This window comes from Nocardioides yefusunii (assembly GCF_004014875.1).
Taxonomy (GTDB): domain Bacteria; phylum Actinomycetota; class Actinomycetes; order Propionibacteriales; family Nocardioidaceae; genus Nocardioides; species Nocardioides yefusunii.
This window is the reverse complement of sequence record NZ_CP034929.1, coordinates 610,411-629,600: the sequence shown is the minus strand read 5'-3', so window position 1 is coordinate 629,600 and position 19,190 is coordinate 610,411. Positions and strand designations below refer to the sequence as shown.

Annotated in this window: 24 protein-coding genes; 13 read left to right on the top strand and 11 right to left on the bottom strand. The window is 69.7% G+C overall.

The window, feature by feature from the left end; all coding sequences use genetic code 11:
- Position 1 precedes the first annotated feature (1 nt).
- Positions 2 to 352 carry a nitrite reductase small subunit NirD gene (gene nirD / locus EOV43_RS02795; RefSeq protein WP_128219583.1) on the bottom strand — a complete coding sequence of 117 codons (351 nt, stop codon included), beginning with the start codon at positions 350 to 352 and terminating at the stop codon, positions 2 to 4.
- A gap of 258 nt (positions 353 to 610) precedes the next feature.
- Here nirD and EOV43_RS02790 point away from each other — a divergent pair, with 258 nt between their 5' ends.
- A complete protein-coding gene (locus tag EOV43_RS02790) occupies positions 611 to 1,360 on the top strand; it encodes an IspD/TarI family cytidylyltransferase (protein ID WP_128219582.1) in 750 nt (249 codons plus the stop codon).
- Positions 1,361 to 1,385: 25 nt separating this feature from the next.
- On the opposite strand, the gene EOV43_RS02785 is transcribed toward EOV43_RS02790, so the two are convergent.
- Together EOV43_RS02785 and EOV43_RS02780 are read right to left on the bottom strand one after the other, a co-directional pair.
- Positions 1,386 to 2,066, bottom strand: coding sequence for a 2-C-methyl-D-erythritol 4-phosphate cytidylyltransferase (locus EOV43_RS02785; RefSeq protein WP_128219581.1), 681 nt, complete (start codon positions 2,064 to 2,066; stop codon positions 1,386 to 1,388).
- Positions 2,067 to 2,152: 86 nt separating this feature from the next.
- On the bottom strand, positions 2,153 to 2,638 hold the full coding sequence (locus tag EOV43_RS02780; RefSeq protein ID WP_128219580.1) for a CarD family transcriptional regulator: 486 nt from the start codon (positions 2,636 to 2,638) through the stop codon (positions 2,153 to 2,155).
- A gap of 230 nt (positions 2,639 to 2,868) precedes the next feature.
- Between EOV43_RS02780 and EOV43_RS02775 the strand changes: the two genes are divergently transcribed.
- Both EOV43_RS02775 and EOV43_RS02770 read left to right on the top strand, forming a co-directional pair.
- Positions 2,869 to 3,567, top strand: coding sequence for a hypothetical protein (locus EOV43_RS02775; RefSeq protein ID WP_128219579.1), 699 nt, complete (start codon positions 2,869 to 2,871; stop codon positions 3,565 to 3,567).
- Entirely contained in the window at positions 3,567 to 4,310 is a 744-nt protein-coding gene (locus tag EOV43_RS02770) for a phosphoglyceromutase (RefSeq protein WP_128219578.1), read from the top strand. Before EOV43_RS02775 ends, EOV43_RS02770 begins: the two co-directional genes overlap by 1 nt.
- Before the next feature lie 82 nt (positions 4,311 to 4,392).
- Here the strand turns inward: EOV43_RS02770 and phoU are convergent, their stop codons facing one another.
- Entirely contained in the window at positions 4,393 to 5,043 is a 651-nt protein-coding gene (gene phoU, locus EOV43_RS02765; protein ID WP_128219577.1) for a phosphate signaling complex protein PhoU, read from the bottom strand.
- A gap of 121 nt (positions 5,044 to 5,164) precedes the next feature.
- Between phoU and EOV43_RS02760 the strand changes: the two genes are divergently transcribed.
- Both EOV43_RS02760 and EOV43_RS02755 read left to right on the top strand, forming a co-directional pair.
- Positions 5,165 to 6,385 (top strand): sensor histidine kinase, encoded by a 1,221-nt coding sequence (locus EOV43_RS02760; protein ID WP_128219576.1) that lies wholly within the window; start codon positions 5,165 to 5,167, stop codon positions 6,383 to 6,385.
- Positions 6,382 to 7,059: a response regulator transcription factor gene (locus tag EOV43_RS02755; RefSeq protein WP_128219575.1), complete on the top strand. Its 678-nt coding sequence runs from the start codon at positions 6,382 to 6,384 to the stop codon at positions 7,057 to 7,059. The genes EOV43_RS02760 and EOV43_RS02755 overlap by 4 nt, the downstream gene beginning before the upstream one ends.
- Positions 7,060 to 7,083: 24 nt before the next feature.
- Here EOV43_RS02755 and EOV43_RS02750 read toward each other — a convergent pair whose 3' ends face one another.
- The 4 genes from EOV43_RS02750 to EOV43_RS15920 all read right to left on the bottom strand — a co-directional run bounded on the left by EOV43_RS02750 (position 7,084) and on the right by EOV43_RS15920 (position 10,525).
- Complete coding sequence (locus EOV43_RS02750; RefSeq protein WP_128219574.1) at positions 7,084 to 7,638, bottom strand: type III secretion system chaperone family protein; 555 nt, start codon at positions 7,636 to 7,638, stop codon at positions 7,084 to 7,086.
- Positions 7,635 to 8,912, bottom strand: coding sequence for a D-inositol-3-phosphate glycosyltransferase (gene mshA / locus EOV43_RS02745; RefSeq protein WP_417626109.1), 1,278 nt, complete (start codon positions 8,910 to 8,912; stop codon positions 7,635 to 7,637). Before mshA ends, EOV43_RS02750 begins: the two co-directional genes overlap by 4 nt.
- 103 nt (positions 8,913 to 9,015) lie before the next feature.
- Complete coding sequence (locus EOV43_RS02740) at positions 9,016 to 9,426, bottom strand: hypothetical protein (RefSeq protein WP_128219573.1); 411 nt, start codon at positions 9,424 to 9,426, stop codon at positions 9,016 to 9,018.
- Positions 9,427 to 9,484: 58 nt separating this feature from the next.
- Positions 9,485 to 10,525 carry an RNase H family protein gene (locus EOV43_RS15920; protein ID WP_128219572.1) on the bottom strand — a complete coding sequence of 347 codons (1,041 nt, stop codon included), beginning with the start codon at positions 10,523 to 10,525 and terminating at the stop codon, positions 9,485 to 9,487.
- A 63-nt stretch (positions 10,526 to 10,588) separates the two neighbouring features.
- On the opposite strand from EOV43_RS15920, the gene EOV43_RS02730 reads away from it, so the two are divergent.
- The 5 genes from EOV43_RS02730 (at position 10,589) to EOV43_RS02710 (ending at position 13,473) form a co-directional block, all read left to right on the top strand.
- Positions 10,589 to 11,392, top strand: coding sequence for an SDR family NAD(P)-dependent oxidoreductase (locus EOV43_RS02730; RefSeq protein WP_128219571.1), 804 nt, complete (start codon positions 10,589 to 10,591; stop codon positions 11,390 to 11,392).
- A gap of 155 nt (positions 11,393 to 11,547) precedes the next feature.
- Entirely contained in the window at positions 11,548 to 11,916 is a 369-nt protein-coding gene (locus tag EOV43_RS02725) for a hypothetical protein (RefSeq protein ID WP_128219570.1), read from the top strand.
- A 5-nt stretch (positions 11,917 to 11,921) separates the two neighbouring features.
- Positions 11,922 to 12,377 carry a hypothetical protein gene (locus EOV43_RS02720; RefSeq protein ID WP_128219569.1) on the top strand — a complete coding sequence of 152 codons (456 nt, stop codon included), beginning with the start codon at positions 11,922 to 11,924 and terminating at the stop codon, positions 12,375 to 12,377.
- Positions 12,374 to 12,670 carry a winged helix-turn-helix domain-containing protein gene (locus EOV43_RS02715; protein ID WP_128219568.1) on the top strand — a complete coding sequence of 99 codons (297 nt, stop codon included), beginning with the start codon at positions 12,374 to 12,376 and terminating at the stop codon, positions 12,668 to 12,670. The genes EOV43_RS02720 and EOV43_RS02715 overlap by 4 nt, the downstream gene beginning before the upstream one ends.
- Before the next feature lie 74 nt (positions 12,671 to 12,744).
- Positions 12,745 to 13,473, top strand: a complete 729-nt coding sequence (locus tag EOV43_RS02710; RefSeq protein WP_128219567.1) for an aspartate/glutamate racemase family protein — start codon at positions 12,745 to 12,747, stop codon at positions 13,471 to 13,473.
- Here the strand turns inward: EOV43_RS02710 and EOV43_RS02705 are convergent.
- The 3 genes from EOV43_RS02705 to EOV43_RS02695 are packed head-to-tail and all read right to left on the bottom strand — an operon-like array spanning position 13,403 to position 15,659.
- Positions 13,403 to 14,110 carry a DUF4126 domain-containing protein gene (locus EOV43_RS02705; protein WP_128219566.1) on the bottom strand — a complete coding sequence of 236 codons (708 nt, stop codon included), beginning with the start codon at positions 14,108 to 14,110 and terminating at the stop codon, positions 13,403 to 13,405. The two genes, EOV43_RS02710 and EOV43_RS02705, sit on opposite strands and share 71 nt — an antisense overlap.
- Positions 14,111 to 14,145: 35 nt before the next feature.
- Complete coding sequence (locus EOV43_RS02700; RefSeq protein WP_128219565.1) at positions 14,146 to 15,093, bottom strand: MBL fold metallo-hydrolase; 948 nt, start codon at positions 15,091 to 15,093, stop codon at positions 14,146 to 14,148.
- A 53-nt stretch (positions 15,094 to 15,146) separates the two neighbouring features.
- Entirely contained in the window at positions 15,147 to 15,659 is a 513-nt protein-coding gene (locus tag EOV43_RS02695; protein WP_128219564.1) for a ferritin, read from the bottom strand.
- Positions 15,660 to 15,873: 214 nt separating this feature from the next.
- Between EOV43_RS02695 and typA the strand changes: the two genes are divergently transcribed.
- The 3 genes from typA (at position 15,874) to EOV43_RS02680 (ending at position 19,189) form a co-directional block, all read left to right on the top strand.
- Positions 15,874 to 17,763: a translational GTPase TypA gene (gene typA / locus EOV43_RS02690; RefSeq protein WP_128219563.1), complete on the top strand. Its 1,890-nt coding sequence runs from the start codon at positions 15,874 to 15,876 to the stop codon at positions 17,761 to 17,763.
- A 96-nt stretch (positions 17,764 to 17,859) separates the two neighbouring features.
- A complete protein-coding gene (locus tag EOV43_RS02685; RefSeq protein ID WP_128219562.1) occupies positions 17,860 to 18,594 on the top strand; it encodes a PIG-L deacetylase family protein in 735 nt (244 codons plus the stop codon).
- A 34-nt stretch (positions 18,595 to 18,628) separates the two neighbouring features.
- Positions 18,629 to 19,189 (top strand): hypothetical protein, encoded by a 561-nt coding sequence (locus tag EOV43_RS02680; protein ID WP_128219561.1) that lies wholly within the window; start codon positions 18,629 to 18,631, stop codon positions 19,187 to 19,189.
- Position 19,190 lies beyond the last annotated feature (1 nt).

The window sequence follows — 19,190 nt, the reverse complement described above, 5'->3', positions numbered from 1 at the left end:
TTCAGGCGCTGGCACGACGCTCCGTCCGCGGCCCCACCAGGACCGTGCCGTCCACGACCTTCGCGGGGAACGACGGCACCGTCACCGTCGGGTCGTCGAGGCAGCGTCCGGTGTGCAGGTCGAAGGTGTGACGGTGGGTGGCTGTGGCGACGAAGTGGACGTCGTCACGGACCCCGACCATGCCGCGGGCCAGGACGGCCCCGCGGGAGAACGGGTCGTGGTTGCCGATCGCGACGACGACGTCGTCGGGCAACCGGAAGATGGCGACGGCCTGGCCGTGGACCAGCGCCACGACACCGCGTCCCAACTCCAGGTCGCCGAGCTGGCACACGGGCTGGAAGTCACGTCCCATCACGCGCTCCTCACCTCGGAGGTCGGGCTGCGGGGTACCACTGGGGCACCTGCGACACGATTCGTCACGGCGGCTCCTTCCTCTCGACCTCGAACGTTAGGAGTCGGATGTTGTGAGTTCGTTGCGTCATGTTTCGCGCAGGAAAACGCTTGCTCCGTGCAGACCTCCAGGGACGCTCGCCTGAGCGCCTCCCCTCGCGCCTGCGCGGACGCCCCACGAGGTGGGTGGGCACGACGACGGGTCGGTACCCTGAACCCCGTGACGAACCCCCTCGACGCCTCCCCCGCGACCGACGCCCGACCGACCCCCTGCGCGGTGGTCGTCCTCGCTGCCGGTGCGGGCAGCCGGGTCGGCGCGACCGTCGCCGGTCTCCCGGTCAACAAGGTCCTGCTCCCGCTCGCAGGCCGCCCGGTGCTGGTGCACTCGGTGCGCAACGCACTGGCGACGCCCGGCCTGCGCCACCTCGTCGTGGTCGCTCGTCCGGGCGAGGAGGGCATGGTCGCCGGCGCGATCACTCCGTACCTGGACGAGCGCACCGAGGTGCGTCTGGTCACGGGCGGAGCGAGCCGGCACGCCTCCGAGGCAGCGGGCATCGAGGCCGTCGCCGCCGAGATCACCTCGGGTGAGGTCGAGGTCGTCGCGGTCCACGACGGTGCCCGCCCGTTGGCCTCCCCGCGGCTCTACGCCGCGGTGGTCGCCACGGCCGCCGAGGTCGGTGGCGCGGTGCCGGTGGTCCCGGCCCGTTCGCTCGTGACGCTCTCCGGCGGCGAGGGCCCGCAGCAGTTGGCCGGCGTCCAGACCCCGCAGGCGTTCCGGGCCTCCGCGCTGCTGGACGCCTACCGTGCGGCTGCCGTCGACGGTTTCGAGGGCACCGACACCGCGAGCACGTTGGAGAAGTACGCCCCCGAGGTCCTGCTGGCGGCCGTGCCGTCGGGCACGAGCAACCTCAAGGTCACGTTCCCCGAGGACGTCGCGCTGGCCGAGGCACTGCTGGAGCGCCTCGGCTGAGTCACGAGCTGATCAGCCCAGCCGATCAGCCCAGCGGGCCGGTCTCGCGACGGGTCAGTTCCTCGAGCACCCGGACGTCGTCCGCGGTGACGATGCGGCGCGCCTCGGCGGGAGCCTCGACGAGCGCGATCGGGAAGTGCTCACGCAGCAGCGGCACCAGCACGTCGAAGTGGGTGCTGGGCAGGTTCGGCATGGCGGCCACGACCGAGGACGGCAGCGCGATCGGGGAGACCACCTGACGCAGGTCCTCACGGTCGACGGTCTCGCCGAGGACGCCGTCGGTGACGGTCTTCACGGTGTCGGTGACCGGACGCACGCCCACCACGACGACGCGCTGGCGGTGAGCTCGGTCGACGCAGTCGGCGATGAACGCGGCCGGCGTCATCGGGCAGAGCGGGTCGTGGAGGACCAGCGTGGCGCCGGTCTCGACGACGTGCTCGCGGATCTCGTCCCACGGGACGCCGGAGTCGCCCGGCAGCACGCCTGCTTCACCCATGCCCCAGGCGGCGGCGGTCACGAGGGCCTCACCGTGGATCAGGGCGTAGGGAAGGGTGCCGCGGTCGACGTCGAGCAGGATCCCGACGGGGTCGGGGGCGTCCGGGTCAAGGAAGACCGAGAGGGTCTCCTCCTCGGGCTCCACAGGATTGCCGTCCTCGTCCACGTCGGGGAGGTCGGCGTACGGGTCGTCGGTGATGTGCTCGCTCATGACGTCTCCCACGCTAGCCGTTGGTGTCGTGGACGCACGAGGCCCCCGGGTCTTCCCGGGGGCCGACGTCGGCGTCACACGTGTGTTCAGGAGGCGAGGACCTCGTCCAACAGTGCTTCGGCCTTGTCCTCGTTGGTGTGCTCGGCGAGCGCGAGCTCGGAGACCAGCACCTGCCGGGCCTTGGCCAGCATCCGCTTCTCGCCCGCGGAGAGACCGCGGTCGCGGTCGCGGCGCCACAGGTCGCGCACGACCTCGGCGACCCGGATCACGTCGCCGCTCTTGAGCTTCTCCTGGTTGGCCTTGAACCGACGCGACCAGTTGGCCGGCTCGTCGATCTCGGCGGAGCGCAAGGTGCTGAACACCCGCTCGAGGTCTTCGCCCTCCACGGCGTCACGCACTCCGACCAGGTCGCAGTTGTCGGACGGGAGCCTGACGAGCAGGTCCTGCTGGGCGACGATCCTCATCACGAGGTACTGCCGCGCCACCCCCTTGACCGTCCGCGTCTCGATGTCCTCGATGACTGCTGCTCCGTGCTGGGGGTAGACGACCGTCTCCCCTACTGCGTAAGCCATGTGCTCTTGTCCCCTCATCCGCGTGGGGCACCCGGAACACTCAGAGTGGGTACCCCTCGGAGTATTTTCGCAGGTCAATCGTCGTTTATCGAGGGCCTGAACCCTTGACATACCGCGGGTCGACGTGCGTCAGTGCTCCGCGAGCCGGTGCCGCACTGCTCTGCAGAGCCTGCACACCGAAGCGTGGCCCGGGAAGACGCCGGGAGCCGGGTCCGGCTACCCTAGGGGGCATGCAGATGTCTCACCGCCGCAAGACCGCGTTCGCGTCGTCCGCGATCGTCCTCGCCTCCGTGCTGAGTTCCTGTGGTTTCGACACCCCCACTGACCGGGACTACCCGGTCGCCACGGGTGCCGAGGACCGTACGCAGGAAGTCGACGTCCTGAGCGGTCACGTGGTGACCGACATCGCCGGTCGTGGCGTGGTTGTCGCCACGCTGAACAACGGCTCCCAGGACGAAGAGATCTCCCTCACCGGTGTCACCTCCGACGAGGTCGACGTTGCTCCGTTCGAGGCGATCCCCGTCGGCAAGCGCAAGGCCGTCAATCTCGCCGACGCAGCCTCCGAGCTCCCGTCCATCCAGGTCACCGACCCGGGCCAGTCCTTCGAGAGCTTCGCCCCCAAGGCCAAGCCCTCCAAGACCACCGAGGCCACCCCCGCCGCTGAGGAGGGTCACGACCACGAGGGTCACGACCACGCAGCAGGCGAGGAGCACGCCGAGGAGCTCGCAACCTCCGGCTACGACGCCGACCTCAAGGTCGTCGGAGGCAAGTTCGTCCGCGTCACCATGCAGTTCTCCAACGGCGAGGCCGTCAACATCAACCTCCCCGTCGTGCGCAACTGCGGCTACTTCGCCGAGACCCCCGGCGTCAACGCCGGCCCGAAGACCTGCCCGTCCGGCAACGACCTGAAGCAGGAGAGCCACCACTGATGACGTACACCCTCGTCCTCCTCCGCCACGGCGAGAGCGAGTGGAACGCCAAGAACCTCTTCACCGGCTGGGTTGACGTCAACCTCACCGACAAGGGACGCGCCGAGGCCGTCCGCGGCGGCGAGCTGCTCAAGGCCGCCGACGTCCTTCCCGACGTCGTGCACACCTCGCTGCAGCGTCGCGCGATCAACACCGCTGCGCTCGCTCTCGACTCCGCCGACCGTCACTGGATCCCGGTCAAGCGCAACTGGCGCCTGAACGAGCGTCACTACGGCGCGCTCCAGGGCAAGGACAAGAAGCAGACCCTCGCTGAGTTCGGCGAGGAGCAGTTCATGACCTGGCGTCGTTCCTTCGACATCGCCCCGCCGGCGCTGGCCGACGACGACGAGTTCTCGCAGGTGGGCGACGCCCGCTACGCAGACCTCGGCGACGACCTGCCGCGCACCGAGTGCCTCAAGGACGTCATCGCACGTCTCCTGCCGTACTTCGACGGCGAGATCGTCCCCGACCTGAAGGCCGGCAAGACCGTTCTCATCGCCGCCCACGGCAACTCGCTGCGCGCCATCGTCAAGCACCTCGACGGCATCAGCGACGAGGACATCGCGGGTCTCAACATCCCGACCGGCATGCCGCTCGTCTACACGCTGGACGAGAACCTCAAGCCGCTGGTCGCCGGTGGCGAGTACCTGGACCCCGAGGCTGCAGCCGCTGCTGCCGCCGCCGTGGCGAACCAGGGTCGCTGACCCCGCACGACCACACCCGAGAGGGCCGGACGCTGATGCGTCCGGCCCTCTCGGCGTTCGGTGGGCCCTCCTGGGGCACCAGTCAGTCCTCGCGAGAGGGTTGGCCGGTCACCACGAACACGATCCGGGTCGCCAACGAGAGCGCGTGGTCGCCGATCCGCTCGTAGTAACGACACAGCAGGGCAATGTCGACGGCCGTCTCCACCCCGTGCTGCCAGTCCTCGGCCAGCAGGGTGCGGAACAGTTCGCTGCGCAGCCGGTCCAACTCCTCCTCGTCCGGAACGAGGTCTGCGGCCCGAGCGGCGTCGCGGTCGCGGATGATCTCTCCGGCCTGCTGCACCATCTCCTCGGCCAGCTGGGCCATCCGACCGATCATCGGCACCAGGTCGTCCGGCACCGCCACCTGCGGGACCCGCATCCGGGCGATCTTGGCGACGTGGACCGAGAGGTCGCCCATCCGCTCCAGCTCGCCGACCATCCGCAGCGACGCGACCACCGTGCGGAGGTCACCAGCCACAGGCGCCTGGCGCGACAACAGCTCGAAGGCGTGCTCCTCGAGCTGCTCGCGAGCCCGGTCGATCTCGGCGTCGTCGGAGATCACCTGCTCCGCGACGGCGGCATTGCCGGTGAAGAGGGCGTGGGTGGCTCGTTCCACCGCAGTTCGCACGGCCTCGCAGATACGGGCGAGGTCAGCATGGACGGCGTCGAGTTGGTCGGTGAAGGCATCGCGCATGCCTGCACCGTAGGGAACCAGGATGACCGCGCCCCTACCTCAGGTGAACGCCGGATGAACACTGGGCCGACGCCCGTCTCGAGCGGCCGGAACAGCCTCCGGCAAGTCGTACGATCCGGGTGTGGATCCGACGACGCAGGCCTCCCTCACCGCCCTGGTGGGCGTCTTCGTCGGCGCGGTCGGGGTCTGGACCTACATCCACTCCGAGCGCATCCAGCGCACCGCTGAACCCACACCGACCGAACCGTCCGTCCCGGCCGACGTCGCGACCGTGCTGGCGACGTTGCGCAGCAGCGCCGTCGTCGTCGACACCGACGACGTGGTGCTCAAGGCTTCGGCCCCCGCCTACTCGCTCGGCCTGGTGCGCGGTGGTGCGCTCGCGATCGACGAGCTGGCCGAACTGGTGCGACAGGTCCGGCGTGACGGCCAGATCCGGGAGCAGGAGATGACGCTCGAACGAGACCTCTCCGCTCCCCTCACCGTGCACGCCCGCGTCGCTCCCCTGGGCTCCAAGCTGGTGCTGGCGATGTTGGAGGACCGCACCCGGGAACGCCGCGTCGAGGCGGTGCGCCGTGACTTCGTCGCCAACGTCAGCCACGAACTCAAGACTCCGGTCGGGGCGATCAAGCTGCTCGCCGAGACGATCGAGGACGCCAGCGACGACCCCGAGGCGGTGCGCCGTTTCGCCGGCCGTCTGCGGGTGGAGTCCGACCGGCTCACCGACCTCGTCCACCAGGTGATCGAACTGTCCCGGCTCCAGGACACCGACCCTTCCGAAGCCCAGGACGTCGTCGGGATCGACGAGGTGGTGCGGATCGCGGTCGACACCTCGGCCCTCGCTTCCACCGCCAAGCAGATCTCCGTCGTCGTGCGGGGCGACACCGGCCTCTTCGTGCGCGGCAACCCGCAACTGATCAGCGCCGCGGTGAGCAACCTGGTCTCCAACGCCGTGCACTACTCCGAGCCGCACTCCACCGTGGTGGTGCAGACGCGCGGCCAGGGCCAGACCGTCGAGATCGCGGTCGTCGACCAAGGCATCGGCATCCCGGCGGACGAGATCGACCGGATCTTCGAACGCTTCTACCGCGTCGACCCGGCCCGGCACCGGTCCACCGGCGGCAACGGTCTGGGACTCTCGATCGTGAAGCACGTCGCCGCCACCCACGGTGGTGACGTGAAGGTCTGGTCCGTCGAGGGCCAGGGCTCGACGTTCACCCTCACCCTCCCCAGCACCTCCCCCACCGATATTCCCAGCGACATTCCCAGCGACATTCCCACCGACATCCCCAGCGAGACCCACCCGGCCGACACACACCCGGCCCAGCAGGAAGGCACCCCATGACCCGCGTGCTCGTCGTCGAGGACGAAGAGAGCTACTCCGACGCTCTCTCGTACATGCTCCGCAAGGAGGGGTACGAGGTGGCCGTGGCAGCGACCGGGCCGGACGCCCTCGTCGAGTTCGACCGGAACGGCGCCGACATCGTCCTGCTCGACCTGATGCTCCCCGGTCTGCCGGGCACCGAGGTGTGCCGACAGATCCGACAGACCTCCTCGGTCCCGGTCATCATGGTCTCGGCCAAGGACGACGAGGTCGACAAGGTCGTGGGCCTCGAGCTCGGCGCCGACGACTACGTCACCAAGCCCTACTCCCCGCGCGAGCTCGTGGCGAGGATCCGCGCGGTCCTGCGTCGCGGCGGCGAGAGCGAGGTGGCTCTCGACGTCCTCGAGGCCGGCCCGGTGCGGATGGACGTCGAACGGCACGTCGTCACCCTCGACGGCGTCGAAGTGAAGCTGCCGCTCAAGGAGTTCGAACTGTTGGAGATGTTGCTGCGCAACCCCGGCCGGGTGCTCACGCGCGGGCAGTTGATCGACCGGGTGTGGGGCTCCGACTACGTCGGGGACACCAAGACCCTCGACGTCCACGTCAAGCGTCTGCGCGCCAAGATCGAGCCCGACCCGAGCCTCCCGCAGCGTCTGGTGACGGTGCGGGGGCTCGGATACAAGCTCGACCTCTGAGGACGGAGGGCCCGCTCCGCGCGCTCAGGACGGAGCGGGCTCCTCGCCGGACTCGAGCCAGCCGCGGAACGCCTCGAGGTTGTGCGTGGGTTGGCCGGTCTGCTTGCGCCACTCCCACTCCTTGCGGATCGAGGTCGCGAAACCCATCTCCAGCAGCGGGTTGAACGACTCGTCGGCGTAGGTCAGCACCGACCCCATCAGGCGGTCGAGTTCGTCGAGGGTGACGGTGTGCAGCGGGAGCCGGGCGTCGAGGTAGATGTCACCGTCGGCGTCCACGGCGAACGCGACCGCGTACATGCGGAGGTTCTTCTCCAGCAGCCAGCGGTAGACGACCTGGTGGTTCTCGTCAGGGTTGCGGCACACGAAGGCGTGCACACCCAGGGCGTGCGGACCGACGTCGATGCGCACCGGCGTCTGGAGCTTGTTGGTCCCGGGCAGCGAGAACGAGAAGACGCCCGGGGCGGTCTCCTCGGCCGGGAGCTCGTTGGTCTCCAGCCACTCGATCACGGTGCGAGCCACGTCGAGGTCGTAGGAGAGCTGCGGAGCGCCCTCGCTGAAACCCGGAGTCTGGTCGGTCATCGTCGTCCCCCTGCTGCGATCGGTGCGGCCTGCGCGGACGCGAGCGTCCGCTCCGCCAACGTGTACGCCGCGAGGGTCTCCTCCGCGGCTCGTTCCCAGGCAAAACGTTCGGCGCGCTCGGTCGCGCCCGCGGCGAGACGCATCCGGAGCGCGGGATCCACGAGGACGCGGCGCAACGCGTGGGCCCAGTCGCGGGGGTCGTGGCCACCGACCAGGAGGCCGGAGACCTCGTCGGCGACGACCGTGGTGAGACCGCCCACGGCGGCCGCGACCACCGGAGTGCCGGCGGCCTGCGCCTCGGCGGCGACCAGACCGAACGACTCGTTGTGCGACGGCACCGCGACCAGGGTCGCAGCAGCGAACCACTTCGCGAGCTGGCTCTGGCCCACCGGCGGGACGAACCGCACGACGTCGTCGAGACCGAGGGTGTGCGAGAGGTCGGCCAGCGCCTCGGGGTGCTCCAGGCCCGACCCTGACGGGCCACCGACGATCGGGACGACCAGGTTGCTGCGCAGCGACGGGTCCTCGTCGAGCATCACCGCGACTGCCTTGAGCAGCACGTCGGGCGCCTTGAGCGGCTGGATCCGGCCGGCGAACAGCACGACGAGGGCGTCGGGAGCGATGCCGAACTCGGCGCGCGCGGCGGCACGGTCGGGGTTGCGGAAGACGGAGAGGTCGACGCCGGGGTGCACGACCGCGACCCGGGCCGGGTCGGCACCGTAGAGGCTGACCAACTGGTCGGCCTCCAGGTCGGTGTTGGCGACGAGGACGTCGGAGGCGTCCACGACCTGCTCCTCGCCGATCACGCGAGCCAGCGGTTCGGGGCTGTCGCCGGCAGCGAGTGCGGCGTTCTTGACCTTCGCCATCGTGTGCATGGAGTGCACCAGCGGCACGTTCCAGCGGTCCCGGGCCAGGGCGCCGACCTGCCCCGACAGCCAGTAGTGGGAATGCACGACGTCGTACCACCCGGGCTCGTGCAGCACCTCGGTGCGCAGGACCTCACGGGCGAACGTGCAGAGCTGGGCCGGGAGCTCGGACTTGGTGAGTCCTTCGTAGGGGCCGGCGTCGACGTGACGCACGAGCACCCCCGGGGCCGCCTCGACCTCGGGGCGCAGGGAGGAGTCGGTGGCGCGGGTGAAGATGTCGACGGCGATGCCGCGTTCGGCCATCCGCTTGGAGAGTTCGAGGACGTAGACGTTCATGCCGCCGGCGTCCCCCGTGCCGGGCTGGTCGAGCGGCGAGGTGTGCAGGCTGATCATCGCGACGCGCTTCACACCACGTCCTTCCGTCCGGTTTCTGACTGGTCCAACTCCCCCGGACCGCCAATTCTTCCCCGAGCCGTCCCCGAACGCGACTGCCGGGGGTGAGCGGGCCCGTTCAGACCCGGCTGTGCCGACCGCGCTGCGGTTCGGGGACCCGGCCCACCGGCGCCTGCGCGGCCGTCGATCGGTCGCGCCGTGCCCCGGTGGCGAGCACGAAGCCGGTGACGACCGCGAACACCCCGAGGACGAGATGTGTCGAGCCCGACGAACCCCACGTGTGCACCGTCTCGTAGACCGTCCACACCAGCAGCGGAGCCGCGGCGCCGACCACCAGGCCGAGCCACCAGGCGGTGGCCTTGACCATGCCCAGGCCGACACAGACCCAGGAGGCAAGGATCAGCGCCAGACCGATCGAGCGCAGTTCGTCCTGGGACTGTGCCGCGCCTGCGTCCTGCAGGAGCCACCGCACGATCCAGGCGACTCCGCCGGAGATGCTCAGCAGTGCCGCCATCGCTCTGGTCCGCATGGTCCCTCCCCAGGGTGTGCAGGTCCCGTCCCGCGCCTGACCCTACTGCGTCGTGGGGTCAGGCGCGTTCGGCCGACGCGTGGTGGAAGCGCTGGAACCACTCGCCGCGCTCACGCACCCACCAACTGCTGCGCAGGGTGGCGCCGGCGCGGCCGTGGCTGCGCCACACGATCAGGACGACGCCGGGGCTGACCTCGCTCACCTCCAGGACGTCCATGTCGACGTGGCCCACCGGCCCGACGCCCTGCAGGAACCCCTCACGGGTGAGCAGTCGACCACTGCGTCCGATCTCGCTCCACTCGGGGTGCAGGAGGTCGGCGACTCGTTCGACGTCGGAGCGGACCGCGTCGGTGAGCAGGGCACGTTCGAGGTCGAGGACGGTCTCCCGGGGATCCGTCGCAACCTCCTCGACGCCGGGCGCGAGCAACGGGGCGTCGTCGCGGGAGACACCCTCGTCGGCAGCTGCGTCGGTTCCGGGGGCGGCGGCTCCAAGGGGGTCGACCTCGGGCACAGCGTCGAAGAGGCTGGCCGCGGGCACAGCGTCGAAGAGGCTGGCCTCGGGCAGCGCGGCCGGAGCGGCGGGGGCGCCGTCGTCCTCGACGCGGGCGGCGCCGGTGACGCGGTCAGCGGCGTCGCCGAATCCGGGACCGCCGTCGGGCACACGGCCTTCCTTGTAGGCCTGCGAGGCGCCGTTGGCGAGGCGGTCGGCCTCCTCGTTGAGGGCGTGACCCGCGTGGCCCTTGACCCAGGTGAAGGTCACCTTCCCCACGCGCTCACGCATCGCCACGTCGAGCGCCTTGACGATCTCGAGGTTGGCCACCGGCTTGCCGTCGGCCTTCTTCCAGCCCTTCTTCTTCCAGCCGGCCATCCACTTGGTGATCGTGTCGATGGCGTACTTGGAGTCGCACAGGACCTCGAGTTCTTCCTCGAGGTGGGCGGTCTGGCGCAGCAGGTCGAGGACGGCGGTGAGCTCGCCCATGTTGTTGGTGCCGTGCGGCCAACCGCCGGCGGCCCAGCAGGAGGGGTCGACGTACCACCCCCACCCGGCGGGGCCGGGGTTGCCGAGTGCGGAACCGTCTGCTGCAGCGATGATCGTCACGGGGTCGATCCTGCCAAAGCCGAAGGCCTCCGGCGGTGTCGACGCCGGTGCCAGAATGACGTCATGAGCCCTGACCCCTCCGTCCCCACCTCCGTGCCTGCCGCCGTCCCTGCCTCCGTGGTCGCCTCCGGCCAGCGCGTCGCCGTCGTCACCGGAGCTGGTTCCGGCATCGGCGCCGCGACCGCCCGCGCCCTGGCCGGTGACGGTTTCCACGTGGTGTGCGCGGCCCGGCGCGCCGACCGGATCACCGAGGTCGCGGCCGAGATCGGTGGCACCGCAGTGGTCTGTGACGTGACCGACGCCGACTCCGTCGCTGCCCTGGCTGCAGCCTGCGGCGACGTCGTGCACGTCGTGGTCAACAACGCCGGTGGTGCGTTCGGCAACGACCCGGTCGAGTCGGCCGACCCCGCGCAGTGGCAGCAGATGTTCGACGTCAACGTCGTGGGTCTGCAGCGCGTCACCGCTGCCCTGCTCCCGGCGATGCGTGCCAGCGGCGACGCCCTGGTGGTGACGATCGGTTCGGTCGCGGGCCGCGTCGCGTACGAGAACGGTGGCGGCTACGTCGCGGTCAAGCACGGCGCGAAGGCGGTCATGCACACGCTGCGCCTGGAGCTGTGCGGTGAGCCGATCCGGATCTCCGAGGTCGCACTCGGCATGGTGCACACCCCGGAGTTCTCGCTGGTGCGGTACGGCGGCGACCAGGCTGCGGCCGACAAGGTCTACGACGGTGTCGCGGAGCCGCTGCTGGCCGAGGACATCGCGGAGACGGTGCGCTGGATCGCCTCGCTGCCCAGCCACGTGAACATCGACGAGATGGTGGTCCGTCCGCGTGCCCAGGCTGCGGCCCACAAGGTGCACCGCGCCTGATCCCCCTTTTTTCTCCGGGACGTCATAGGAATCCGGGGCTCTGCCCTCGGATTCCTATGACGTCCCGCTGGGTTTTCCGGCGGACTCCACTTTCCAACATGGAAAGTCAGTGGTTTACTTTCCATGTTGGAAAGTCCCGTCCATGAGGAGACCCCGTGACCAGCACCAGCCACGCACCCAGCCCCGAGGGCTACTACGTGAAGCTCGCCGTCGCGTTCGCGACCCTGACGATCGCCGTCGCCTCCGCCCCCGTGATCCAGGTGGTCGGCGCCGTCATCGCGGTCGCGCTGGTCTACCTCGCGGTGCGGTCCTGGAACGAACTCCACGGCAGCTTCGCGATCGCCGGCCCCACCACGCCGGGCGTGCACTGGCTCGGGCTCGCATGCCTCCTCGTCGTCGCCGGAATCGGCGCAGCCTCGCTGACCGACAACGTCGCGGTGGCCGTCGTCGCCGCCCTCGTCATCCTCGGCGCCGTCCCTGCACTGGGCGCCCAGTTCGACCGCGCGAACCTCGCAGGAGCGTGAAATCCATGACCAGGCAGAACTCCCACGACCCCGACGACGCGGCCGCCGCCCTCGCTGCGATCTCCTCCACCCGCGCAGACGTCGCGGACCGGATCGGCAGCCCGCCGCACTACTACACCAAGCTCGGCGTCGCGATGGCGCTGATCGTCGGCGCCCAGGCCGACGCCGTCCCGACCGCACTCTCGATCACCGCCGTCGTGGCCGCCTGCGCCCTGCTCGGGTGGGCCGTGCGCTCCTACATCGACCGGACCGGCAACTGGACGATGGCCACCCTGCGCGAACCCGGCGCGTGGAAAGCATGGCTGATGCTCGCCGTCATGCTGGTCTCCCTGGTCGCCGCCACCGTCACGCACAACGGCGTGGTCTGCGTGATCGGCGCGGTCGCGTCGTTCGGCGTCTGCACCTTCCTCGGCCCGAGGTGGGACGCCGCCTGGGTGGCCAGCAAGAAGCGTCAGGCATGAACAAGGACGTCGAGCCCGCCTTCGACACCCTCGTCCACGCCCCGCAACGACTCCAGATCTGCGCCACCCTCGACCTCGTCGACAGCGCCGAGTTCGCCCTGCTGCGCGAGACCCTCGGCGTCAGCGACTCCGTCGTCTCCAAGCACCTGAAGACGTTGGAGGAGGCCGGGTACGTCAAGGTCTCCAAGGGTGTGCTCGACCGCCGGACCCGCACCTGGGTGGCGATGACGAAGGCCGGGCGCACCGCTTACCGCGGTCACGTCGCGGCACTGCGCCAGATCGTCGGCGGTTGAGGCTCCGCGTCGGGGGCTGAGAATCTGGCCATGACGCGCCCCACGCAGCGCGGATCGCTGCCACACTGCTCGCCATGCAGACCATCGGACTCATCGGCGGCATGAGCTGGGAATCCAGCGCGGCGTACTACCGACTGCTCAACGAGGGCGTGCAGGCGCGTCTGGGCGGGCTGCACTCGGCCCGGACGATCATGACCTCGGTCGACTTCGCCGAGGTCACACACCTGCAGAACGCCGAGGACTGGGACGGCGTTGCCGAAATCCTGGTGGAGGCTGCACGTGGCGTCGAACGGGCCGGCGCCGACTTCTTGCTCCTGTGCACGACCGCGTTCCACCGCGTCGCCGACCAGGTGGAGGCCGCCGTCGACCTGCCCCTGGTGCACCTCGCCGACGTCGTGGCCCGGACTGCGCGCGAGCGACGGATCCACGCCGTCGGGCTGATCGGGACGAAGTTCGCCACCACCCGGACGTTCTTCACCGACCGGCTCGCCGGACACCAGCTCGACGTCGTCGTCCCGCCCGAGGAGGCCTGCGACGACCTCGACCGGATCATCTACGACGAGCTGGTGCACGGGAAGATCACCGACGCCTCACGACGACGCGTCGTGCGGATCGTGGAGGACCTGTGGGACGCCGGTGTCGGCGGAGTGATCCTGGGCTGCACCGAACTCGAGCTCCTGGTTCACCAGGCCGACCTCGAACTGCCCGTCCTCCCCTCCACGACCCTGCACGTCACCGCTGCTCTGGACCGGGCTCTCGCCGACGTCGCGGCTCCGGCAACGACGGCGGTCGCCCCCTACTGACGTCATCGCTGGCCGCCTGCATCCGGTGGGCGGCCTCGGCGGCGCGGCGTTCCCGCCTCCGGGCGTCGCCGCGACGCACCGCGGCACGCAGCATCCGCACGAAGGCCCACACCACAGCCAGCAGGGCGACCAACGCCAGCACCGGCGCAAGCAGGGCCAGCAGACTCAGCCCCACCGAGACCCCGTCCTCGGCTGTGGAGAGCACCGGTGCCGCGACTCCCCCCGTCCCGGCGTTCGCGACGGGGCGGATCGTCGCCTTCGCGGTGTGCACCACCAGGGCCACCACCGCGCCCAGCACGATCGAGATCCACGGGTTGTCGGCCAGGAACGACGACGAGTCCTCGACGTCCTGCGCGGCCGTGGTCGCAGCGACCACGATTCCTGCGCTGGCCGGACGGATCGCGGTCTGCACGGCGTCGTTGAGGGTGTCGACCACCGGGACCTTGTCGAGCAGTACCTCAGCGGCCAACAGCACGACGCCGAGCCCGATCGCCCACCACGACTCCATCCACTCCCACCCCGAGGGCAGGGAGACGACATCGGTGAACCGGGCGACCAGCGCGACCACCAGGAACGGGATGTAGGCGTTCAGCCCGGCAGCCGCCGAGAGGCCGAGTCCGGTGAGGGCAGCGAGCACGTCAGCCTCCTGTGGGGGCGCGTGCTCGGTGAGGGTCACACCGGCAGAGAACGCCAAGGATCGGTGCGGTCCCACAGCGTCGGGAGGTGCAGTCGCACGCCGTCGCGCTCGGCCAACGCCTCGAGGCGCTGCAGGGTCACGTCAAGATCGTCCACCGCGTAGGGCAGGGCGCGCAACGGTGCATCGAGAGGTCGGAAGAAGTTGTCGTGGTGGACCACCACCGCGACCTTCGCCCCGACCCGCCCGACGGTCTCGTTCCAGTACTCCTCGACGTAGGCATCCTCCTGGACGCCCAACTGCCCGACCCCGAGCATCACGACCTCGGCCTGTTGCCCCTCCAGGGCGCCGGGAACACAGCCGGCCGAGCCCTGGACCAGCAGCCGACGGCCGGTGGCAGGGTGGTGGATCAGCGTTGACCACGCTTCTCCGCAGCGGTACTCGCGCGCCCGGTCGTCGATCATGACGGGCTCCTCGATCTCGCCGGGGAACCGGTCGGGTGGGCAGTGGCTGCTCTCCACGAGGGTGATCTCGAAGCCGCCGACCTCATGGGTCTCGCCCGACTCCACGACCGTGACCCGCTCGGGCGGCAGGCCGTGGCCCACCACCACGTTCAACGTCGAGGTGCCGCCGTAGACGTCGGCTCCGGTGCGCGCGGCGACAGTGGCGGAGTCGAGGACGTGGTCGTAGTGGCTGTGGACCGGGAGCACGGCGTCGAGGGCGAGGATGCCCATCCGGTCGAGAGCGTGCTCGATCCGAGCCCGGTCGGGGACCAACGGCGCCAGACCGGTGCGCAGCAACGACGGCCGGGAGAAGAACCCGTCCGTCATGACGGCACTCGTGCCGTCGGTGACGAGCACGGTGCTGACCCCGAGCCACGCGACCTGCAGGACGGATCCTGCGGCGGCGGCCACGGGGTCAGCGACCGGGACATCAGTGAGGTGGATCCACCTCAGCAGGTCAGGTCGACCGAACCGGAGCCTCATCCATCACTTCCCGTCAGTGCTCTGAGGCTCGCGTCGTCCGTGAGGACGAACCGTCACGCAACTTCCGTGCCGGTGGACTGACGCGCGGCCATGTCGGCGTCGAGGCGCAGCATGCCGGCACCGTCGTCACCGATGCGCTCGATCTGGCCGATGATCTCGCGAATGGTGGCCTCCTCCTCGACCTGCTCCTCGACGAACCAGTTGAGAAGGGGACGGGAGTCGATGTCGCCCTCGGCGTCGGCGAGGCGGTAGAGGTTGCGGATCGACTCCGAGACCTTCTGCTCGTGCGCCAGGGACGCCTTGAAGACGTCGAGCGGGGTGGAGACGGTGGCGACGGGCGCGTCGAGAGCACCGATGACCGGGTGGTTGTCACGGTCGGCGACGTGCTGGATGAACTTGTTGGCGTGGACGATCTCCTCGTCGGCCTGGGCGCGGAGCCAGCCGGCCATGCCGGGGAGGTCCTGGAGCTCCATCTCGATGGCGAGCTGGCGGTAGACCAAGGAGGCGCCGAACTCCAGGGTGATCTGCTGGTTGAACGCGTCTTCGAGGGCGGGAGTGAGCTTCATGCGGGCCACGCTAGACGACCTCGGACGCATCCGCATCGAAGGAAAGGCTCACCCAACATAGGTGAGGCTCACCTGCACGAATCCCGCTCGGCACCTGTGGAGACCAAGGCCACGCACGCGCGAAGTGGGTCAGGATCGGCCCCGCACGTAGGATGGATCGGCTACCCGAGTCGGGGTGGCAACCCCCGAGTACCGAAAGTGATGCCACACGCTCATGACTTCTCTTCGCAGGAACGACCTGCGCAACGTCGCCATCGTCGCCCACGTCGACCACGGCAAGACCACGCTCGTCGACGCCATGCTCCGCCAGGGCGGTGCCTTCACTGAGCGCGAGGCCGAGAACGCGGGCGACCGCGTCATGGACTCCGGCGACCTGGAGCGCGAGAAGGGCATCACGATCCTCGCGAAGAACACCGCCGTGCACTACAGCGGTCCTTCCGCTCCCGAGGGCATGACGATCAACATCATCGACACCCCGGGTCACGCTGACTTCGGTGGCGAGGTCGAGCGCGCGCTCTCCATGGTCGACGGCATTGTCCTCCTGGTCGACGCCTCCGAGGGTCCGCTCCCGCAGACCCGTTTCGTGCTGCGCAAGGCCCTGAACCAGAAGAAGCCCGTCGCGCTGGTCGTCAACAAGACCGACCGCTCCGACGCTCGCATCGACGAGGTCGTCGACGAGACCTACGAGCTCTTCATGGACCTCCTGGAGGACGGCGACGAGGACGCACTCGACTTCCCCGTCATCTACGCCTCGGGCAAGGCCGGTATCGCCTCCTCCGTGAAGCCGGAGAACGGAACCCTCCCCGAGGGCGACAGCCTCGAGCCGCTCTTCAAGACGATCCTCGAGACCATCCCCGCCCCGGTCTACGACGAGGGTGCGCCGCTCCAGGCCCACGTCACCAACCTTGACTCCTCGCCGTTCCTCGGCCGTCTCGCCCTGCTGCGCATCTTCCAGGGTGAGCTGCACAAGGGTCAGACCGTTGCCTGGATGAAGGGCGACGGCACCGTCAAGAACGTCAAGATCACCGAGCTCCTCGTCACCGAGGGCCTGGTCCGCGTCCCCGGCGAGAAGGCTGGCCCGGGCGACATCGTCGCCATCGCCGGTATCCCGGAGATCATGATCGGTGAGACCATCGCCGACGCCGAGAACCCGATCGCACTGCCGCTGATCACGGTCGACGAGCCCGCGATCTCCATGACCATCGGTACCAACACCTCGCCGCTCGCCGGCAAGGTCAAGGGCGCCAAGGTCACCGCTCGCCTGGTCAAGGACCGCCTCGACTCCGAGCTCATCGGCAACGTGTCCCTCAAGGTCCTCCCGACCGAGCGTCCCGACGCCTGGGAGGTCCAGGGTCGTGGCGAGCTCGCGCTGGCCATCCTGGTCGAGCAGATGCGTCGCGAGGGCTACGAGCTCACCGTCGGCAAGCCGCAGGTGGTCACCAAGGACATCAACGGCAAGCGTCACGAGCCCGTCGAGCGCCTCACCATCGACGCTCCCGAGGAGTACCTCGGCGCGATCACCGAGCTCCTCGCGAACCGCAAGGGCCGCATGGAGGGCATGTCCAACCACGGCACCGGCTGGATCCGCATGGAGTTCCTGGTCCCCGCCCGTGGCCTCATCGGCTTCCGTACCGAGTTCATGACCGTCACCCGCGGTACCGGTATGTCGTCGCACATCTTCGAGTCCTACGAGCCGTGGGCCGGCGAGATCCGCTCGCGTCTGTCGGGTTCGCTCGTCGCCGACCGCGCCGGTGCTGCCACCGCTCACGCCATGACCTCGCTCCAGGAGCGCGGCACCCTGTTCGTGCCCCCGACCACCGAGGTCTACGAGGGCATGATCGTCGGCGAGAACTCGCGCGCCGACGACATGGACGTCAACATCACCAAGGAGAAGCAGCAGACGAACATCCGTTCCTCGTCCGCTGACAACTTCGAGAAGCTGACCCCGCCGAAGACCCTCTCGCTGGAGCAGTCCCTGGAGTTCTGCCGAGACGACGAGTGCGTCGAGGTCACCCCGGAGAACGTCCGCATCCGCAAGCTGGTCCTGGACGCCGGCGAGCGCAGCCGCACCGCTGCCCGCGCCCGCAAGGCCAACAAGTCCTGATCGTCTGATCCAGGTCTGACGAGGGCCCGTCACCGCTTCGGCGCTGGCGGGCCTTTGCCGTTCCCAGGTGACCGCCCACGGGCTACCGTCGGGCCCATGACCACCGAGACCCCCGCACTGCTGCCCACGTTCGACGACGCCGACGTCCAGCGCGTGCTGTGCGTGGTTGCCCACCCCGACGACATCGAGTACGGGCCGTCGACGGCGGTCGCGACGTGGACGGCTCGCGGCGTCGAGGTCCGCTACCTGCTGATGACGCGCGGCGAGGCGGGGATCTCGACGATGCACCCCGACGAGACCGGCGCGCTGCGCACCCGCGAGCAGATTGCGGCCGGCGTGGCTGTCGGCGTCGACCACATCGACTTCCTGGGCCACCCCGACGGGATGCTCACCTACTCCCTCGACCTGCGCCGTGACGTCGCCCGGGCCGTGCGCACGTTCCGGCCCGACATCGTCGTCACCCAGACGTGGGCCGAGGAACCCGCCTGGGGACTCAACCAGGGCGACCACCGCGCCACCGGGCTGGCCTGCGCCGACGGTGTCCGCGACGCCGGCAACCGGTGGGTCTTCACCGACCTGATCGACGAGGGCCTGGAGCCGTGGTCGCCGCAGTGGCTGCTGGTCCACGGCGACCCGAACCCCACCCACGGGGTCGTCGTCGACGAGGAGTCGTTCGAACGCGGTGTCGCGTCCCTCGAGGCGCACGCGGAGTACTTCGCGGTCCTCACCGACCACCCCACCCCGCGGGAACTCGTCACTACCTTCACCACCACCGCAGGCGCTGCCATGGGCGTGCCGCACGCGATGCTGTTCCGCGTCCACGCTCTCTGAGCGCCTTCGCCCCGACCAGATCCCAGGAGACCTCATGCCTGTCACCGCGTCCCGTCCCGCTCCCCCGCGAACCGCCACCCTGCGACCCGCCACCCTGCGTCACCGGCTCGGCGTCGTCGTCCTCGGCAGCGCGCTCGTGCTCGGGCTGAGCGCCTGCAGCGACGACGAACCAGCCGCGAAGTCCTCCGAGAGTCCCGCCACGTCCGCTGCCCCGGGGAGCAGCTCCGCAGCCTCCCCCACCTCGGAGCCCACCGAGGCTGGCGACAACACCCGCTCCCGGGCTGCGCTCGACCAGCTCGTCGAGGCCAACCGGAGCATGCTGGGCACCCAGAAGGAAGCGATGAAGGAGGTCTACTCCGACATCACGGTCGAGGCCCAGGGCGACGACACCTTGCTGATCCGCTACGTCCTGGCCGCACAGGCTCCCGCCGAGGCTGCCGAGGCGTTGCAGAGCGAGGCGAACCCCGCCGTGGAATCGCTGCGCACCACGGTCCTGCCGCAGATGGAGACCGCTGGCGTCGACGAGCCGAAGGTTCGCTACGTCGTCGAGAACCCGGACGGCAAGGTCGTCTACGACGAGACGATCAGCCAGTGAC

Bases quoted from the DNA above. Each gene is read 5' to 3' on its own strand.
- nirD (WP_128219583.1), bottom strand. From the start codon at position 352: ATGGGACGTGACTTCCAGCCCGTGTGCCAGCTCGGCGACCTGGAGTTG.
- EOV43_RS02785 (WP_128219581.1), bottom strand. From the start codon at position 2,066: ATGAGCGAGCACATCACCGACGACCCGTACGCCGACCTCCCCGACGTG.
- EOV43_RS02780 (WP_128219580.1), bottom strand. From the start codon at position 2,638: ATGGCTTACGCAGTAGGGGAGACGGTCGTCTACCCCCAGCACGGAGCA.
- EOV43_RS02775 (WP_128219579.1), top strand. From the start codon at position 2,869: ATGCAGATGTCTCACCGCCGCAAGACCGCGTTCGCGTCGTCCGCGATC.
- EOV43_RS02770 (WP_128219578.1), top strand. From the start codon at position 3,567: ATGACGTACACCCTCGTCCTCCTCCGCCACGGCGAGAGCGAGTGGAAC.
- phoU (WP_128219577.1), bottom strand. From the start codon at position 5,043: ATGCGCGATGCCTTCACCGACCAACTCGACGCCGTCCATGCTGACCTC.
- EOV43_RS02755 (WP_128219575.1), top strand. From the start codon at position 6,382: ATGACCCGCGTGCTCGTCGTCGAGGACGAAGAGAGCTACTCCGACGCT.
- EOV43_RS02750 (WP_128219574.1), bottom strand. From the start codon at position 7,638: ATGACCGACCAGACTCCGGGTTTCAGCGAGGGCGCTCCGCAGCTCTCC.
- EOV43_RS02740 (WP_128219573.1), bottom strand. From the start codon at position 9,426: ATGCGGACCAGAGCGATGGCGGCACTGCTGAGCATCTCCGGCGGAGTC.
- EOV43_RS02730 (WP_128219571.1), top strand. From the start codon at position 10,589: ATGAGCCCTGACCCCTCCGTCCCCACCTCCGTGCCTGCCGCCGTCCCT.
- EOV43_RS02720 (WP_128219569.1), top strand. From the start codon at position 11,922: ATGACCAGGCAGAACTCCCACGACCCCGACGACGCGGCCGCCGCCCTC.
- EOV43_RS02715 (WP_128219568.1), top strand. From the start codon at position 12,374: ATGAACAAGGACGTCGAGCCCGCCTTCGACACCCTCGTCCACGCCCCG.
- EOV43_RS02710 (WP_128219567.1), top strand. From the start codon at position 12,745: ATGCAGACCATCGGACTCATCGGCGGCATGAGCTGGGAATCCAGCGCG.
- EOV43_RS02700 (WP_128219565.1), bottom strand. From the start codon at position 15,093: ATGAGGCTCCGGTTCGGTCGACCTGACCTGCTGAGGTGGATCCACCTC.
- EOV43_RS02695 (WP_128219564.1), bottom strand. From the start codon at position 15,659: ATGAAGCTCACTCCCGCCCTCGAAGACGCGTTCAACCAGCAGATCACC.
- typA (WP_128219563.1), top strand. From the start codon at position 15,874: ATGACTTCTCTTCGCAGGAACGACCTGCGCAACGTCGCCATCGTCGCC.
- EOV43_RS02685 (WP_128219562.1), top strand. From the start codon at position 17,860: ATGACCACCGAGACCCCCGCACTGCTGCCCACGTTCGACGACGCCGAC.
- EOV43_RS02680 (WP_128219561.1), top strand. From the start codon at position 18,629: ATGCCTGTCACCGCGTCCCGTCCCGCTCCCCCGCGAACCGCCACCCTG.